The following is a 15,654-nucleotide window of genomic DNA, read 5'->3' as shown; positions in this document are numbered from 1 at the left end:
GATGAGCGGCGCGCGATCTTATCAGGCAGGTTTGGCCGCTGAGGCTATGGTTGAACAGCTTTATGCGGGCTCAGGCCGGCCGATTTGCGCCCGGCGTTGGCGGGGCTCCTGCGGTGAGATCGATCTGATCGCCCGCGACGGCGCCGAGGTGATTTTCATCGAAGTGAAGCACAGCAAGACCCATGCGCAGGCCGCAGAACGGCTGGGCCCGCGCCAGATGGCGCGGATCTACGACGCGGCCTCTGAATTCATCGGCGGTGAACCTGCAGGGCAGTTGACCCCTGTCCGCTTTGACGTCGCCTTGGTCGATGGGCGCGGGCAGATCGAAATCCTTGAGAACGCCTTCGCGGCCTAAGGGGCGGGCGTGACGGGGGGTTTGCAACTCGGCCGGGCATCGGTCACAAAGGGCGCGCAATTTGAAGGAGCGCGCCATGGGTCTCAAAGTAGCCTTGCAGATGGATCCGATCGGATCGGTCAACATCAACGGCGACTCGACATTCCGCATTGGGCTTGAGGCGCAGGCGCGCGGGCATTCGCTGTTTTTCTACACCCCCGACAAGCTGGCCTTTGTCGAAGGCCGCGTCATGGCGCGGGGCTTCCCGATTGAGCTGCGGCGTGAGCAGGGCAACCACGTCACCTATGGCCCCGAGACCGAGGTGGATCTGGGCGAGTTTGACGTGGTCTGGCTGCGGCAGGATCCGCCCTTTGACATGGGTTATATCACCACGACGCACCTTCTCGAGATGATCCACCCCAAAACGCTCGTCGTGAATGACCCGTTCTGGGTGCGCAACAGCCCTGAAAAGCTTTTGGTCCTGCGCTTTCCCGATCTGACGCCGCCCACCGCCATCGCCCGCGATCTGGCCACGATTCGCGCCTTCAAGGCGCGGCACGGCGACATCATCCTCAAGCCCCTGTACGGCAACGGTGGCGCGGGCGTGTTCCGGCTGGATCCGAACGACCGCAACCTTGCCTCGCTCCATGAGTTGTTCACCGGGATGAGCCGTGAGCCGATGATCGTGCAAAAGTTCCTGCCCGATGTGTCCAAGGGCGACAAGCGGGTGATCTTGGTGGATGGTGCGCCCGTCGGCGCGATCAACCGCGTGCCGCAGGCGGGGGAAACCCGGTCCAATATGCATGCGGGCGGGCGGCCCGAAAAGGTGGGGCTCACGGCGCGCGATCTGGAGATTTGCGCGCGGATCGGGCCGGTCTTGAAAGAAAAGGGGCAGGTCTTTGTCGGCATCGACGTCATCGGCGATTGGCTGACCGAGATCAACGTCACCTCGCCTACTGGCATTCAGGAGCTCGAGCGGTTTGACGGCACCAACACCGCCGAGAAAATCTGGCAGGTGATCGAGGCCAAGCGCGGCCTCTGACGCCCTCCTCGTCCGCCGTCGGCAGCTCGTCGTCCCCCCGAGGAGCGCCGCAGGCGACGACGAGGTTCACCCCTTTGCCCCCACCGTCAGCCGAAAACTCACCGCCTCGGCGATATGCGGATGGCGCACCGCCTCGCTGCCATCAAGATCGGCAATCGTCCGCGCCACCCGCAAGACCCGGTGATAGCCCCGCGCTGAAAGGCCAAAGCGTTCCGCCACCCGGACCAACAGCGCGCGCCCCTCCGCGTCTGGGCTGGCGGTGGCCTCCAAAAGGCTGCCCTCGAGATCGGCATTCACCCGCGCCGTGGCATGGCCCTGAAACCGCAAAGCCTGCCGCGCCCGCGCCGCCGCCACCCGCGCGGCCACCGTGGCCGATGTCTCGCCCGAGGCCGGCAGGTCCAGATCGCTATAGGCCACCGGCGGCACCTCCACCCGCAGATCAAACCGGTCCAACATCGGCCCCGAAATCCGCCCCAGATATTCTTCGCCGCACACAGGCACCCGGGCACAGGCGCGCGCCGGGTCGGTCATATACCCGCATTTGCAGGGGTTCGCCGCCGCCACCAGCAAGAACCGCGCGGGATAGCGGATATGGGCATTGGCCCGCGCCACCACCACATCACCCGTCTCGATCGGCTGGCGCAGGGTTTCCAGCACCGCGCGGGGAAACTCGGGGAATTCGTCCATGAACAAAACCCCATTATGCGCCAGCGAAATCTCCCCCGGCTTCGCGCCCTTGCCACCCCCCACGATGGCCGCCATGGATGCCGTGTGATGCGGCTCGCGAAACGGCCGCGCGCGCGAAATCCCCCCTTCCGTCAACAGCCCCGCCAGCGAATGGATCATCGAAGTTTCCAGCGCCTCCACCGCCGACAAGGGCGGCAGGATTGACGACAACCGCGCCGCCAGCATCGACTTGCCCGACCCCGGCGTGCCCACCATTAGAAAATGATGCCGCCCCGCCGCCGCAATCTCCAACGCGCGTTTGGCCCGTTCCTGCCCCTTCACATCGCGCAGATCGCGCCCCCCCGCCTCGGGCATCACCTCGCCCGCCTCGGCCGGGCTCAGCACCGACTGATTGGTGTAATGGCGCAAAACCTCGTGCAACGACGCCGCACCCAGCACTTGGGTCGCCCCGACCCAAGCCGCCTCGGCCCCGCAGGCCTTGGGGCACAGCAGCACCTTATCCTCCTCGGCCGCGCACATCGCCGCAGGCAGCGCGCCAATCACCGGAATAAGCCGCCCATCCAGCGCCAGTTCCCCCAGCGCGATGGTGCCCTCCACCTCATCCTTCGGGATGATCTCCAGCGCGGCCATGAGCGCCAGCGCGATCGGCAGGTCGAAATGGCTGCCCTCTTTCGGCAGATCAGCGGGCGACAGGTTGACGGTGATCCGCTTGGACGGCAGCGCAATCGACAGCGCGTTCATCGCCGCACGCACCCGCTCTTTCGCCTCGCTCACCGCCTTGTCGGGCAGTCCCACAAGGTGAAACGCCGGCATCCCCGGCGACAGCGCGCATTGCACTTCGACCAACCGCGCCTCGACCCCTTCGAATGCCACCGTAAAGGCCCGCGCGACCATCTTGCCCCCGCTTCAATGGTAAACGGTTAGGCGAACAGCGTTAGCAAAGGGTTAACGCTGGCGGGGGCCTGCGCGAAGAGCGACGGGAACCGAGCGATGAGCCGCTTCAGATCAGGGCCTAGAGAAGCGCCATGAACGCAGGCCAAGCCTCGGGGTCAGCCACGGTCTTGTCGCGGCAAAACGCGTTGCAAAACCCAAAGCGGCGGCCCTGCATCTCCAGCACATGGGTCACGGGCTTGCCCGAATAGGGGCAGGCGGCGTTCTCGGCCTCAGTCCCTTCCACCGCGCGGGCCGCCATTGGCACCGGGCCGGGCCACGGGCGCAGCGGATAGGGGCGGCGGTAGAACTCCTGATCCGCCCCATCCACCAGCCCCATCGCGCGCCAGCGCCGAAACGACGGATGCGCCAGATGGGCCTGCACATAGGCCATCGCGCGGTCCGACACCGGCAGGTTATAGGTCGCGATCCGCGTCGCGACGGGTGCAAAAAACGCATCCGCCGCCGAATAGTCTCCGGCCAGCCAAACCGTCGATCCGGTCTGATCGCGCGCCCAATCCCAGATCACCTCCAGCCGTGCCAGATCGGCCAGAACCGCCTCGGGTGGGGCGCAATCGGTGTAGCTCACCCGCAGGTTCATCGGGCAATGGCTGCGGAGCGCGGTGAACCCGGCATGCATTTCAGCAGCCAGCACCCGCGCCACCGCCCGCGCCTTGGGGTCTGGGGGCCAGATCCCGACCTCAGGGTGCCGACTGGCCAATTCCTCGGCGATGGCAATGGTTTCCGGCACCACAACCCCATCGGGCGTGCGCATGGTGGGGGCGGTCTTGCCGGGATGAAACTGCTTCAAGAGGGTCGGCAATTCGTCGGTGTAAAGCCGCGCAGTATGCAGTTTGACCGGCAGGCCAAAGGCATCAAACAACAGCCAGCCGCGCAAGGACCACGAGGAATAGGCGCGATCCCCGATCACCAGATCATAGGTCATGGGACATCTCCTTTGTCGTCAAGAAAGCACGGGTGCCGCCAAGAAAGCACGGGGGCCCCAAAGGGAAAAGCGCCGATTTGTGCGCCCGCCCATCACGGGATGTGATTGATCGACAAAACGCGCGGCGCGGCACCAAACTCAAGGCAGGTCACCGACAGATTGTCGATCTTGTGACCAAAGGCCTGCGTGGCCGTCAGCCCGCCCGCGTGCTGGATGGCTGCGACAATGGCCCCGAAATGGGCCACCACAATCACCTCGGGCACAGGGGCCAACCGCTGCACCGCCCGCTCAATCCGCCCACAAATCGTGTTCCAACTTTCGCCACCGGGCGGGCTGATCTCGCCGGGCGTCTCCCAAAAGGCGCGGATGTGGTCGGGGCTGGCGGCTTCGACCTCGGCAAAGGTCTGCATCTCCCACGCGCCGAAATGCAACTCGCGCCAGTCGGCATCATGGGGCAGGCGCGGGCGGCTGTGCAGGGTGTCCGCCGTGGCCACCGCCCGCGTCAGGTCTGACGAGATCACCGGCACCTGCGGCAAATGCGCGTTCAGCCGGGCCAGTGCGGCCGCATCTGACAGATCGGCGGGCAGATCGGTCCAACCCACCATCCCCTTGGCATGGGTCGGCCCATGGCGCACCAACCAGATCCGGCTCATTGCAGCACCGGCATTTGGCCCTTTAAGACCATGGGCAGCCCGGCCATCACACCCGCCACCAGATCGGCCGCCTCGGCCAGCCTCTGGTTCAGCCGCCCCTGCGCGTCGCGGAAATCGCGCGACAGCTTGTTGTCCGGCACAATGCCCCAACCGACCTCATTCGAAACCACGATCACCGGGCCGGGATAGACGGCCATGGCCGCAAGCATCTCCGCCGTCTCGCGCTCAACATCGCCGCCCCCCAGCATCACATTGGTCAGCCACAAGGTCGCGCAATCGATCAGCACCACGCCCTCCGCGCGGGCCAAAGCCCCCGCCACATCACGCGGGGCCTCCTGCGTCACCCAACCCTCGCCCCGGTCGGCGATATGGCGGTCAATCCGCGCCCGCATCTCCTCGTCCCAGATCTCCGCCGTCGCGATATAGGCGCGCGGCAGCCCGGTTGCCGTGGCCAACCGCGCCACCAACCTCTCGGCCAGCCGCGATTTTCCCGACCGGGCCCCGCCGACGATCAACGATAACTTGGGCAAGGGCAGGCCGGGCGCAGAAAAACTAGAATGGTCCATGGGCAGCGGTGATCCGATCACTGGTTCGATCCGTAATTAAGTCAACAGCCGAGAACGAGAAACTTAGGGAGGCGCAGATGGCCCTGGACGGATATACCGATCAAACCCTGTCGCGCCAAGCGCGCGCCGCAGAACTTCTGGACGCCGAGACCGAGGCAGGCCTCGCCCGCGCTTGGCGCGACCACCGCGACACCGCCGCACTCCACCGTCTGGTGACAGCCTACATGCGTCTGGCGATTTCGATGGCGTCGAAATTCCGCCGCTACGGCGCGCCGATGAACGACCTCATTCAAGAGGCCTCACTTGGCCTTATGAAAGCCGCCGAAAAGTTCGACCCCGACCGTGGCGTGCGCTTTTCCACCTATGCCGTCTGGTGGATCAAAGCCTCGATCCAAGACTATGTGATGCGCAACTGGTCCATGGTCCGCACCGGCTCCACCTCCGGGCAAAAGGCCCTGTTCTTCAACCTGCGCCGCGTGCAGGCCAAACTCTCGCGCGAAGCGGCGGCAGCGGGCGAGGAACTCGACAGCGCCCAGCTGCGCGAACGTGTCGCCAATGAGGTCGGCGTGACGCTGGCCGAAGTGGAGATGATGGAAGGCCGTCTGGCCGGCATGGACGCCTCGCTCAACGCCCCGCAAGCCTCTGATGAGGACGGGCGCGAGTGGATCGACGTTTTGGAAGATGACGGCGTGCAGGCCGCCGAAGCGGTTGAGGTCGCGCATGACCACGCGGCGCTTCGCGGCTGGTTGGCCAAAGCCATGGCCGGGCTGAATGAGCGTGAACGCTACATCGTCGCCCAGCGCCGCCTGCGCGACGAACCCCGCACGCTCGAAAGCTTGGGCGCCGAAATGGGCCTCTCCAAAGAACGCATCCGCCAGCTTGAGGCCGCCGCCTATGGCAAGCTGCGCCGCCATCTTGAGACCCGCGCCGAAGGGGTGCACGACTTTCTGTGATGAAAGTCCTCGCCGCCCTTGCGATCCTGGCCGCAGGCCCGGCGCTTGCCGTTGAACTCCCGCCTCAGGCGCTTGACCGCGCGGCCACCTTCGCCGGGGCCGATGTGGTGATCTTGGGCGAGTTGCACGACAACCCCACCCACCACGCCCATCAGGCCCGCGCCGTCACGGCCCTTGCCCCCAAGGCGCTGGTCTTTGAAATGCTTACCCCCGAGGCGGCGCAGAAGATACCCGACACGCTTCCCGATGCGGACAGCTTGGGTCAGATTTTGGGCTGGGAGGCCGCAGGCTGGCCCGATTTCTCCATGTATTACCCCATCTTCACCGCCGCCCCTAAGGCGCGGGTCTACGGTGCCGAAGTGCCCCGAACCGAGGCCCGCCGCGCCTTTGACACCGGCATTGCCGCTGTCTTCGGTCCCGAGGCCGCCGCCTACGGCCTGACCAATCCCCTGCCGCCTGACGACCAATCAGCGCGTGAGGCCGAACAGGCCAAGGCCCATTGTAACGCCCTGCCGCCCGATCTTCTGCCCGCCATGGTCGATGTCCAGCGCCTGCGCGACGCCGCCCTCGCCCGCGCCGTGGTGCAGGCCATGGCTGACACCGGCGGCCCGGTGGCCGTCATCACCGGCAACGGCCACGCGCGGCGCGATCAGGGCCTGACCCTGCCCTTGGCACGGGTCGCGCCCGATCTCAGCGTGCTCACCATCGCCCAATTCGAAGAGACAGCCCCCGCCACCCCGCCCTTCGACCTCTGGCTCCTCACCCCCATCATCCCCCGCGACGACCCCTGCGCCACCCTCACAGGCAACGCCTCCGGGGGCGGTTGAGTTTGCCGCCGCGCGGGCCTAACGTGGGCCAACCTTGAACGGAGCCCGCCATGCTGGCCGGAAAACGCATTCTTCTCATCATCGGCGGCGGCATCGCGGCCTATAAATCCTTGTCGCTGATCCGGCTTTTGAAAACCGCAGGCGCTGCGGTCACCCCGGTTCTCACCCGCGCGGGGGGCGAGTTCGTTACCCCCCTGTCGGTCGCGGCGCTTGCGGGTGAAAAGGTGCATTCCACCCTTTTTGACCTGACGGATGAGGCCGAGATGGGCCATATCCAGCTCTCCCGCGTGGCCGATCTCGTGGTCGTGGCCCCGGCCACCGCCGATCTGATGGCAAAACTTGCCACTGGCCGGGCCGAAGATCTCGCCTCCACCCTCCTTCTTGCCACCGACACCCCTGTCCTGATGGCCCCGGCGATGAATGTGCGGATGTGGGAACACCCCGCCACCCAGCGCAATCTGGCGACGCTCAAGGCTGATGGCGTGGCCTTCGTCGGCCCCGACGCGGGTGAGATGGCCTGCGGTGAGTTCGGCTCCGGCCGCATGGCCGAACCCGAGGCGATCCTTGCCGCGATCACCGCGGCGCTGACCGATGGGCCGCTGAAAGGCCGCCATGTGCTGGTGACCTCTGGCCCCACCCATGAACCCATCGACCCCGTGCGCTATATCGCCAACCGCTCCTCTGGCGCGCAAGGCACGGCAATTGCTGCCGCGCTGCGCGATCTGGGGGCGAAGGTGACCTTTGTCACCGGGCCTGCTTCTGTGCCGCCCCCCGCTGGCGTGCAGGTGGTGCGGGTGGAAACGGCGCGCGAGATGCTAGAGGCCGTCACCGCCGCGCTGCCCGCCGATGCCGCTGTAATGGCCGCCGCCGTGGCCGATTGGCGCGTCGCCAATGCGGGCGCGCAGAAGATGAAGAAAGACGGATCAGGCCGCGCGCCCGCGCTCGAATTCGCCGAAAACCCCGACATTCTGGCCACCGTCGCAAAAGGCGCCCTGCGCCCGCGTCTGGTGGTGGGCTTTGCTGCTGAAACCGAGCATGTGGTCGCCCACGCCACTGCCAAACGCGCCCGCAAGGGCTGTGACTGGATCGTGGCCAACGACGTTTCACCCGAAACCGGCATCATGGGCGGCACGGAAAACGCCGTGGTGCTGATTTCCGAGGCGGGGTCCGAGACATGGCCGCGGATGGGCAAGGATCAGGTGGCCCGCGCCTTGGCCCAGCGCATCGCCGAGGCGCTGAAAAATTCTTGATGCAAGAATTTTGGCCGGAATTTGTGCAAATTCCGGGGGTGCAAGCGGGTTGGGCGGGATCGTCTGGGGCGGATGTGCGCCTCCGGCGGGGATATTTGGGAACAGATGAATGGCGATTAAGATAAGCGTGCTTCGCGAGGATTGGGCGGACCCCTTGGTGCCCTTGCCGGCCTATCAGACGGTGGGCAGCGCGGGGGCCGATATCTGCGCCAACCTGCCGGTCGAGATGCGCGCGGCCGGATTTGTGCTCCAGCCGATGGAGCGGGCCATTGTGCCGACCGGATTGCGGGTCGCGATCCCTGAGGGGTTTGAGATGCAGATCCGTCCCCGGTCTGGCCTTGCCTTGAAGCATGGCATCACCCTGCCCAACACGCCCGGCACCATCGACAGCGATTATCGTGGGCCTTTGGGGGTGGCCTTGGTCAATCTTGGAGCTGCGCCCTATGTCGTGAGCCATGGTGACCGGATCGCGCAATGCGTGATTGCCCCGGTTCTGCAGGCAGGGTTTGAGGTGGTGGAGGACTTGGACACCACGGCCCGCGGCGCGGGTGGCTTTGGCTCCACGGGAACGCGCTGATGGGCGTGGTGGTGCTGGCGGCCGGGTTCTGGGCCTTGGGCTGGGTCATGGGCGTGCCCGTGGCGCGGCGGCTTTGGGGTTTGCTGGGCCTTTGGCTCGCGGCGATTGCGGTGCATCTGGCCCTGCCCGAGGGCCATGGGTTGCGCGTGCTGGCCGGGGGCGATGCGCAGGTCTGGGCCGTGGTGGGCGGGCTGGCGGCGCTGGGCGCAGGCTATGTCCTTGGCCTTCGCCGGTTGCGCGCGCGGGTGAAGCCGGTTGAGCCGCCCACTGAGAGCGGACCCTTTCGCGCCGCCGAGTTGGACCGCTACGCCCGCCACATCCTGTTGCGCGAAATCGGGGGGCCGGGGCAGCAGCGGCTTAAGGCGGCGCGCGTTCTAGTGGTGGGGGCAGGGGGCCTAGGCTCACCGGCCCTGCTCTATCTCGCCGCCGCCGGGGTTGGCACCATCGGGGTGATCGACGATGACACGGTCGAAGGCTCGAACCTGCAGCGCCAGATCATCCACACCGACGCCCGCATCGGCCTGCCCAAGGTGCAATCGGCCGAAATCGCCATGCGCGCCCTGAACCCCTTTATCGAGGTGCGCCCCTATCAGCGCCGCCTTGATGCTGAAACGGCCGAGGCGCTGGTGGCCGACTATGACCTTGTCCTTGACGGCACCGACAATTTCGACACCCGCTATCTGGTGAACCGGGCCTGCGCACAGGCGCGCGTGCCGCTGATTTCCGCCGCCATCACCCAATGGGAGGGGCAGATCTCGCTTTATGACCCCGCTCACGGCGGGCCCTGCTATGAATGTGTTTTCCCCGAACGCCCCTTGCCCGGCATGGTCCCCACCTGCGCCGAGGCCGGCGTGGCCGCCCCCTTGCCCGGCATCATCGGCGCGATGATGGCGATGGAGGCGCTCAAGCACATCACCGGCGCGGGCGAGGGCTTGCGCGGGCGCATCCTGATCCATGACGCGCTTTACGCCGAAACTCGGGTGATCGGGGCCAAGAAGCGCCCCGATTGCCCGATTTGCGGCTCAGCCCATCCGGTAGCTTGAGGCGGTCACACCGCCAAAAAGCCCCTTGTCATGATACACTCTGCGCGCCGCATCGCCTTCGGCCGCCCCCACGGCGGCCCAGATCGGGGCAAAGTGGTCTTCCTGCAAATGGCAGACCCGTGCAAAAGGCGCTGTCTCCCATGCGATCAGGTCGGCGCTGCGCTGGGCGCCGGGTTTCGCCATCACCTCGGCCAGCCAGGCATCAAACGCCTCAGACGGCTCTTTCGCCCCCGGCCCGAAAAGCCGCAGGTTGTGATAGCTCAGCCCCGATCCCACGATCAGCACCCCCTCATCGCGCAACGGCGCCAGCGCGCGCCCCAAGGCCAAATGCCGCGCCGGATCATGGCCCTTTTGCAGGGAAATCTGGAACACCGGCACGCTGGCATCGGGATACATCACAAAGGCCGGCACAAAGCAGCCATGGTCAAACCCCTGCCTGTCATCCAGCCGCACCGGCAGACCGGCCGCCGCAATCAACCCAGCCGCACGGCGGGCAATCTCGGGCGCGCCGGGGGCGTTGTACTGGATCTGAAAGGTCTCTGGCGGAAACCCGTGGTAGTCATAGACCATCGGCGGGTTCGCACTGGTCATGACGGCAAAGCTTGCGTCCTCCCAATGGCCCGAGATCATCAAGATCGCCTTCGGCCGTTCCGGCAGGTCTTTCACCATCTGCACAAACGACGCCTCAAGGTTTTTGAACATCGCCCGCCAGTCGGGCATCCACGGCCAAGGGCCGCCGCCGTGGCTGATGAAATAGGTGGGCATGCGGGTCATGATGTGGCTCCGGGTTGATGTGGACAGGATGGGCGCAGTCGCAGCTTCGCGCAACGTCGGGTTCTGGCGGCGCATGGGCAAATGACTGTGCGCAGTTGCACAAAGACACGGAGTCCACCCCCATTTTGGTGCGCGCCTTTTGTCCGCACGCTGTCGGGACAAATGCCATGCGCCCGCCAGACGCAAACCCGACGCGGATCAGACGCCTTGCCACCCCTTGCGCCACGCCGCTTGGCGCTGTCATAGTCAGCCATCACCTTGTGACAGGGAGTTCACACATGAAGATTGCCGCCGCCGCCGCCCTCATGGGTATGACGATGTTCGCCACTGCCGCCATGGCCCAAGACCTGCCGAATCTTGAGGGCAAGGAAGTGGTCGTTGTGACCGAAAACGCCTATCCGCCCCTGCAGTTTCTGGACAAGTCCGGCGCAGCTGTGGGCTGGGAATATGACGCCATGGCCGAGATCGCCAAGCGCATCAACATCACCGTCAAGTATGAGAACACCTCATGGGATGCGATGATCCCGGCGGTGTCAGAGGGCCAGTTTGATCTCGGGATGACCGGCATCACCATCAAGGACGAGCGCAAGGAAAAGGTCGATTTCTCGGAACCCTATATGCGCTCGGAAATGCTGATGATCGTGCGCGGCGACGAGGCACGCTTCACTGATGCGGCCTCGTTCGCGGCCATCCCTGAGCTTTTGGTGTCGGCCCAGCCCGGCACCTCGCCCTTCTATGCCGCCATTTACAACATTCTGGACGGCAACGAAGAAAACCCCCGCGTCATCAAGTTCGAAACCTTTGGCGCGGGCCTTGAGGCCCTGAAGGCGGGCGATGTCGATCTGACCCTCTCCGACAGCACCGCCGCCAATGGCTATGTCACCGCCTCGAACGGCGGGCTGAAGATCATCGGCGAGCCGCTGGCCTCGGAAGACTTCGGCTTCATCTTCCCGAAAGGGTCTGAGCTTGTCGCGCCGATCAACGCCGCAATCGCCTCGATGAAGGCGGACGGCACGATGGATGCGCTGAACCAGAAGTGGTTCGTTGACTACAAGATGGGCGAATAAAGAGCTCAGGCGGCCCCCACCCATGGTGCGGGGCCGCCGATTTCCCGCATGACTCCCTCCTCAAAACCTGATGACGATTTTCCCTGGTGGCTGGTAATTCTGGCCCTGACCGGGGCGTTCTTGTTTTGGCAGGTCGCCACCTCTGAGGTCTATTCGGCGGCCCTTGCCGCGCTGTCCAAGGGCATCTGGATCACCATCGGGGTGGCGGTTGTGGCCTATCTTGGGGCCTGTGTCATGGGGCTTGGCCTTGCGGTCATGTCGCTCTCGCGCCACATGATTCTGCGCCAGATGGCGCGACTTTATATCGAGGTGATGCGCGGTATCCCGATCATTGTCCTCCTCCTCTATGTCGCCTTCGTGCTGGCCCCGGGGCTCGTATGGCTGGCCAATCAGGTCTTGGAACCCTTGGGCCTGTCGCCGCTTCGAACCCGCGATTTCCCCCTGCTGTACCGCGCCGTCATTGCCCTGATGCTGGCCTATTCCGCCTTTCTGGCTGAAGTGTTCCGCGCTGGCCTGCAAGCGGTGGACAAAGGCCAGATCGAGGCCGCCCAAGCGCTGGGCCTGAACGGCTGGCAGCGCTTTCGCCATATTAGTTTTCCTCAAGCCTTTCGCATGATCCTCCCGCCCTTGGGCAATGACTTTGTGGCCATGGTCAAGGACAGCTCCTTGGTCGCGGTGCTGGGCGTGACCGATGTCGCCCAATTGGCCAAAGTGACGGCTGCGGGGAATTTTCGTTACTTCGAGACTTACAACATCGCCGCGCTGATCTATCTGACCATGACAATCACCCTCAGCCTGATCTTGCGGCGCATCGAACACCGCCTGCGCGCCCGAACTCAGCCCTGATTCCGAAAAGGCCCCCCGATGAACGCTCTTATAAGCCCTTGGAACACAACGTTTTCCTTGCCCCCCTTTGCCGAAATCCGGGATGAGGAGTTCGCCCCCGCCTTCGACGCCGCCCTGGCCGAGGCGCGCGCAAACATCGGCCAGATCGCCGCAAACCCCGACGCCCCGACCTTTGCCAACACCATTGACGCGCTGGAACTGGCCGAAGCCCTGCTCGACCGTGTCTCGGGCGTTTTCTACAACCTCGCAGGTGCTGACGCGAACGACACCCGCGAAGCCCTGATGCGCGACCTCGCCCCCAAGCTCAGCGCCTTTTCGTCCGAAGTGACCAACAACAAGTCTTTGTTTTCAAAGATAGAAACGCTGTGGCAAAACCGCGCCACGCTCAGCCTGACGCCTGAACAATCCCGCGTGCTTGAGCTGTACCGCCAGATGTTCGTCCGCTCCGGTGCCAATCTGGACGGTGCCGAGGCCGCTCGCCTGACCGATGTCAAAGCCCGCCTCGCCGTCCTTGGCACGCAGTTCAGCCAGAACCTTCTGGCCGACGAACGCGACTGGTTCATGCCCCTGACCGAGGGCGATCTGGACGGCCTGCCCGATTTCGCCATCGCCGCCGCCCGCGCCGCCGGGGCTGAGAAAGGCCAATCCGGCCCCGTGGTGACCCTGTCACGCTCGATCATCGTGCCCTTCCTGCAGTTCAGCCCCCGCCGTGCCTTGCGGCAAAAAGCCTATGAGGCTTGGGTCGCACGCGGCGCAAATGGCAACGCCAACGACAACCGGGCAATTGCGGCCGAAACTCTCTCCTTGCGGGAGGAGCGGGCGAAACTCTTGGGATATCAAAGTTTTGCCGATTTCAAACTGGAACCCGAAATGGCCAAAACCCCGCAGGCGGTGCGCGGCCTTTTGATGCGCGTCTGGGAACCCGCCCGCGCCAAGGCTCTGTCCGATGCCGCCGTGTTGGAGGCGATGCTGCACGCCGATGGCATCACTGGGCTGCTGGAGCCTTGGGATTGGCGCTTTTACAGTGAACAGCGCCGCAAGGCCGAACATGATCTGGATGAGGCCGCGCTAAAGCCCTACCTGTCGCTCAACGCCATGCTGGCCGCGCAGTTTGACTGCGCACATCGCCTCTTCGGGCTCCAGTTCCGCGAGATCGATGGCCCCTTCTACCACCCCGATGTGCGGGGCTGGGAGGTCACCCGCAACGGCGCGCATGTGGCTGTTTTCTTGGGGGATTACTTCGCCCGTGGCTCCAAACGCTCGGGCGCTTGGTGTTCGGCCATGCGCAGCCAGAAGAAACTGGGCGTGGAGACAAGGCCCATTGTGGTCAACGTCTGCAACTTTGCCAAGGGCGAGCCTTGCCTTCTGTCCTATGACGACGCGCGCACGCTGTTTCACGAGTTTGGCCATGCGCTGCACCAGATGCTGTCCGATGTGACCTACGGCTTCATCTCGGGCACCTCGGTCGCCCGCGACTTTGTCGAACTGCCCAGCCAGCTTTATGAGCACTGGCTGGAAGTGCCTGAAGTCTTGGAAAAACACGCCCGCCATTGGCAAACCGGCGCGCCGATGCCCGCCGATCTTCTCCAGCGCCTTCTGGCGGCCGGAACCTATGACCAAGGCTTTGCCACGGTGGAGTTCGTGGCCTCCGCGCTTGTGGATCTCGCCTTCCACGAAGGCGCCGCCCCGGCCGACCCCATGCAGAAACAGGCTGAAGTGCTGGAATCGCTTGGCATGCCCCGCGCCATCCGTATGCGCCATGCCACCCCGCATTTTGCGCATGTCTTCTCGGGCGACGGCTATTCCTCGGGCTATTACAGCTATATGTGGTCCGAAGTGATGGACGCCGACGCCTTTGCCGCCTTTGAAGAGACAGGCAACCCCTTTGATCCTGAAACCGCCAAGCGGCTGGAAACGTTTATCCTTTCGGCTGGTGGCTCGCAACCTGCCGAATATCTTTACACCCAATTCCGCGGTCGCATGCCGGGGGTGGAGCCCTTGCTGAAAGGTCGGGGCCTGTTGGAGTCGGTGTAAGGGGGCCAGCCCCCTCGCCCGTTCCGGGCTCACCCCCGGAGTATCTCCGCCAAGATGAAAGCCCTTTCACTTTGGCCCAAATACTCCCGCCGGAGGCTTCCCTCATGGTGGCAGGGCGCAGGGTCTGGGCATTATCGGAGGCGGCTGGGGGCGGTGCCGAATTTCGCGCTGAAGGCGCGGGAGAGGCTGGAGGCCGAGGAAAACCCGCAGCGCAGCGCCACTTCGGCCAAAGGATGGCGCGTGTCGGTGATCATGCGCCGCGCCGCCTGTAGGCGCAGCGACAGCGCATAGGCGGCGGGTGCCAGGCCAAGGTTTTGGGTGAAGAGCTGTTCCAACCGCCGCGGTGACAGACCAACGGCGCGGGCCGTTTCTTCGGCGGTTTCGGGTTGGTCCAGTCGCGCCTCCATCCGGGCAATCGCTGTGGCCACGCGGGGGTCAAGCCGCAGGTCGGGTTTCTTCGGGCTGATCTGCGGATCATGCCCATCGCGGGCGGTGGTGATAAAGCTCGCCGCAACCTGCAAGGCCAGCGCCGGGCCATGGCGCGCTTTGATGAGGTGTAGCATCAGATCGGCCGCAGGGGCGGCCCCTCCGGCGGTAAAGCGGTTGCGGTCAAGGACAAAGCGGCTGGGTTGCACATCCACGCCGGGGTGGGCGGCGGCGAAATCTTCATGGTCTTCCCAATGCACCGTTGCCTTGTAGCCGTTCAAAAGCCCCGCCCGCGCCAGCACCCAGGCGCCTGCGTCGATCCCGCCGACGGCCGCAAAGCGCGGCGCCATGCGCGCAAGGCTGCGGATCAAGGGCTGTGTCGCCCCTTGCCACTGCTGGAACCCGGCGATCACGATCAGCGCATCAGCCCCTTCAGCCGCCGAGAGGGGCCCGTTTGACGGCAGTTCGATCCCGCAGGTCAGCGGCACCGCCCGGCCATCGGGGGACACCACGCGCCAGCGGTAACTGTCAGATCCCAAGTGCCGATTGGCCGACCGCAGGGGATCCAGCGTCGAGGCGACCTCAAGGATCGAGGATTGCGGCAGCACCAGAAGTGCCAGCGTCAGGGGTTGCTGCGATGCGGCGAAGATCGTTGCGCTTTTTGCCATGAAACTTGCGTAAATCGCAAAGCGTGCGCCT

Annotated in this window: 16 protein-coding genes; 10 read left to right on the top strand and 6 right to left on the bottom strand. The window is 65.0% G+C overall.

Annotated features, from left to right (window positions below):
* Position 1 precedes the first annotated feature (1 nt).
* Positions 2–355 (top strand): YraN family protein, encoded by a 354-nt coding sequence (locus AC72UB_RS14950; RefSeq protein ID WP_505190468.1) that lies wholly within the window; start codon positions 2–4, stop codon positions 353–355.
* 76 nt (positions 356–431) lie between these two features.
* Positions 432–1,376 (top strand): glutathione synthase, encoded by a 945-nt coding sequence (gene gshB, locus AC72UB_RS14945; protein ID WP_463289294.1) that lies wholly within the window; start codon positions 432–434, stop codon positions 1,374–1,376.
* 66 nt (positions 1,377–1,442) lie between these two features.
* On the opposite strand, the gene AC72UB_RS14940 is transcribed toward gshB, so the two are convergent.
* From AC72UB_RS14940 to cobU, 4 genes are all read right to left on the bottom strand, one after another.
* Positions 1,443–2,957: a YifB family Mg chelatase-like AAA ATPase gene (locus AC72UB_RS14940; RefSeq protein ID WP_505190467.1), complete on the bottom strand. Its 1,515-nt coding sequence runs from the start codon at positions 2,955–2,957 to the stop codon at positions 1,443–1,445.
* A 118-nt stretch (positions 2,958–3,075) separates the two neighbouring features.
* On the bottom strand, positions 3,076–3,939 hold the full coding sequence (locus AC72UB_RS14935) for a glutathione S-transferase N-terminal domain-containing protein (RefSeq protein ID WP_505190466.1): 864 nt from the start codon (positions 3,937–3,939) through the stop codon (positions 3,076–3,078).
* Between the two features lie 92 nt (positions 3,940–4,031).
* Complete coding sequence (locus AC72UB_RS14930; RefSeq protein ID WP_505190465.1) at positions 4,032–4,592, bottom strand: histidine phosphatase family protein; 561 nt, start codon at positions 4,590–4,592, stop codon at positions 4,032–4,034.
* The gene (gene cobU, locus AC72UB_RS14925; RefSeq protein WP_505190464.1) at positions 4,589–5,158 is read right to left on the bottom strand and encodes a bifunctional adenosylcobinamide kinase/adenosylcobinamide-phosphate guanylyltransferase; all 570 of its coding nucleotides are present in this window, start codon (positions 5,156–5,158) and stop codon (positions 4,589–4,591) included. Before cobU ends, AC72UB_RS14930 begins: the two co-directional genes overlap by 4 nt.
* Before the next feature lie 77 nt (positions 5,159–5,235).
* On the opposite strand from cobU, the gene AC72UB_RS14920 reads away from it, so the two are divergent.
* From AC72UB_RS14920 to AC72UB_RS14900, 5 genes are all read left to right on the top strand, one after another.
* Positions 5,236–6,111, top strand: coding sequence for an RNA polymerase factor sigma-32 (locus AC72UB_RS14920; protein ID WP_505190463.1), 876 nt, complete (start codon positions 5,236–5,238; stop codon positions 6,109–6,111).
* On the top strand, positions 6,111–6,938 hold the full coding sequence (locus AC72UB_RS14915) for a ChaN family lipoprotein (RefSeq protein ID WP_505190462.1): 828 nt from the start codon (positions 6,111–6,113) through the stop codon (positions 6,936–6,938). The genes AC72UB_RS14920 and AC72UB_RS14915 overlap by 1 nt, the downstream gene beginning before the upstream one ends.
* A gap of 50 nt (positions 6,939–6,988) precedes the next feature.
* Complete coding sequence (gene coaBC, locus AC72UB_RS14910) at positions 6,989–8,188, top strand: bifunctional phosphopantothenoylcysteine decarboxylase/phosphopantothenate--cysteine ligase CoaBC (RefSeq protein WP_505190461.1); 1,200 nt, start codon at positions 6,989–6,991, stop codon at positions 8,186–8,188.
* Positions 8,189–8,297: 109 nt separating this feature from the next.
* On the top strand, positions 8,298–8,765 hold the full coding sequence (gene dut, locus AC72UB_RS14905; RefSeq protein WP_505190460.1) for a dUTP diphosphatase: 468 nt from the start codon (positions 8,298–8,300) through the stop codon (positions 8,763–8,765).
* Complete coding sequence (locus AC72UB_RS14900) at positions 8,762–9,808, top strand: HesA/MoeB/ThiF family protein (RefSeq protein WP_505190845.1); 1,047 nt, start codon at positions 8,762–8,764, stop codon at positions 9,806–9,808. The genes dut and AC72UB_RS14900 overlap by 4 nt, the downstream gene beginning before the upstream one ends.
* Here AC72UB_RS14900 and AC72UB_RS14895 read toward each other — a convergent pair.
* Entirely contained in the window at positions 9,788–10,582 is a 795-nt protein-coding gene (locus AC72UB_RS14895) for a dioxygenase family protein (protein WP_505190459.1), read from the bottom strand. The genes AC72UB_RS14900 and AC72UB_RS14895 overlap by 21 nt on opposite strands.
* A 278-nt stretch (positions 10,583–10,860) precedes the next feature.
* On the opposite strand from AC72UB_RS14895, the gene AC72UB_RS14890 reads away from it, so the two are divergent.
* From AC72UB_RS14890 to AC72UB_RS14880, 3 genes are read left to right on the top strand one after another with little or no spacing between them, the layout of a single operon-like run.
* The gene (locus AC72UB_RS14890; protein WP_505190458.1) at positions 10,861–11,649 is read left to right on the top strand and encodes a transporter substrate-binding domain-containing protein; all 789 of its coding nucleotides are present in this window, start codon (positions 10,861–10,863) and stop codon (positions 11,647–11,649) included.
* A gap of 48 nt (positions 11,650–11,697) precedes the next feature.
* Positions 11,698–12,495 (top strand): amino acid ABC transporter permease, encoded by a 798-nt coding sequence (locus AC72UB_RS14885; RefSeq protein WP_505190457.1) that lies wholly within the window; start codon positions 11,698–11,700, stop codon positions 12,493–12,495.
* 18 nt (positions 12,496–12,513) lie between these two features.
* Positions 12,514–14,529: a M3 family metallopeptidase gene (locus AC72UB_RS14880; protein ID WP_505190456.1), complete on the top strand. Its 2,016-nt coding sequence runs from the start codon at positions 12,514–12,516 to the stop codon at positions 14,527–14,529.
* A 131-nt stretch (positions 14,530–14,660) separates the two neighbouring features.
* Here the strand turns inward: AC72UB_RS14880 and AC72UB_RS14875 are convergent, their stop codons facing one another.
* Positions 14,661–15,623: a GlxA family transcriptional regulator gene (locus tag AC72UB_RS14875; RefSeq protein WP_505190455.1), complete on the bottom strand. Its 963-nt coding sequence runs from the start codon at positions 15,621–15,623 to the stop codon at positions 14,661–14,663.
* Between the last annotated feature and the right edge of the window lie 31 nt (positions 15,624–15,654).

The sequence above is a fragment of the Allotabrizicola aquatica (SeqCode) genome (genome assembly GCF_965194375.1).
In the GTDB taxonomy this organism is placed as follows: domain Bacteria; phylum Pseudomonadota; class Alphaproteobacteria; order Rhodobacterales; family Rhodobacteraceae; genus Tabrizicola_A; species Tabrizicola_A aquatica.
The sequence above is the reverse complement of the archived record's forward strand: the minus strand, read 5'-3'. Positions and strand labels throughout refer to the sequence as shown.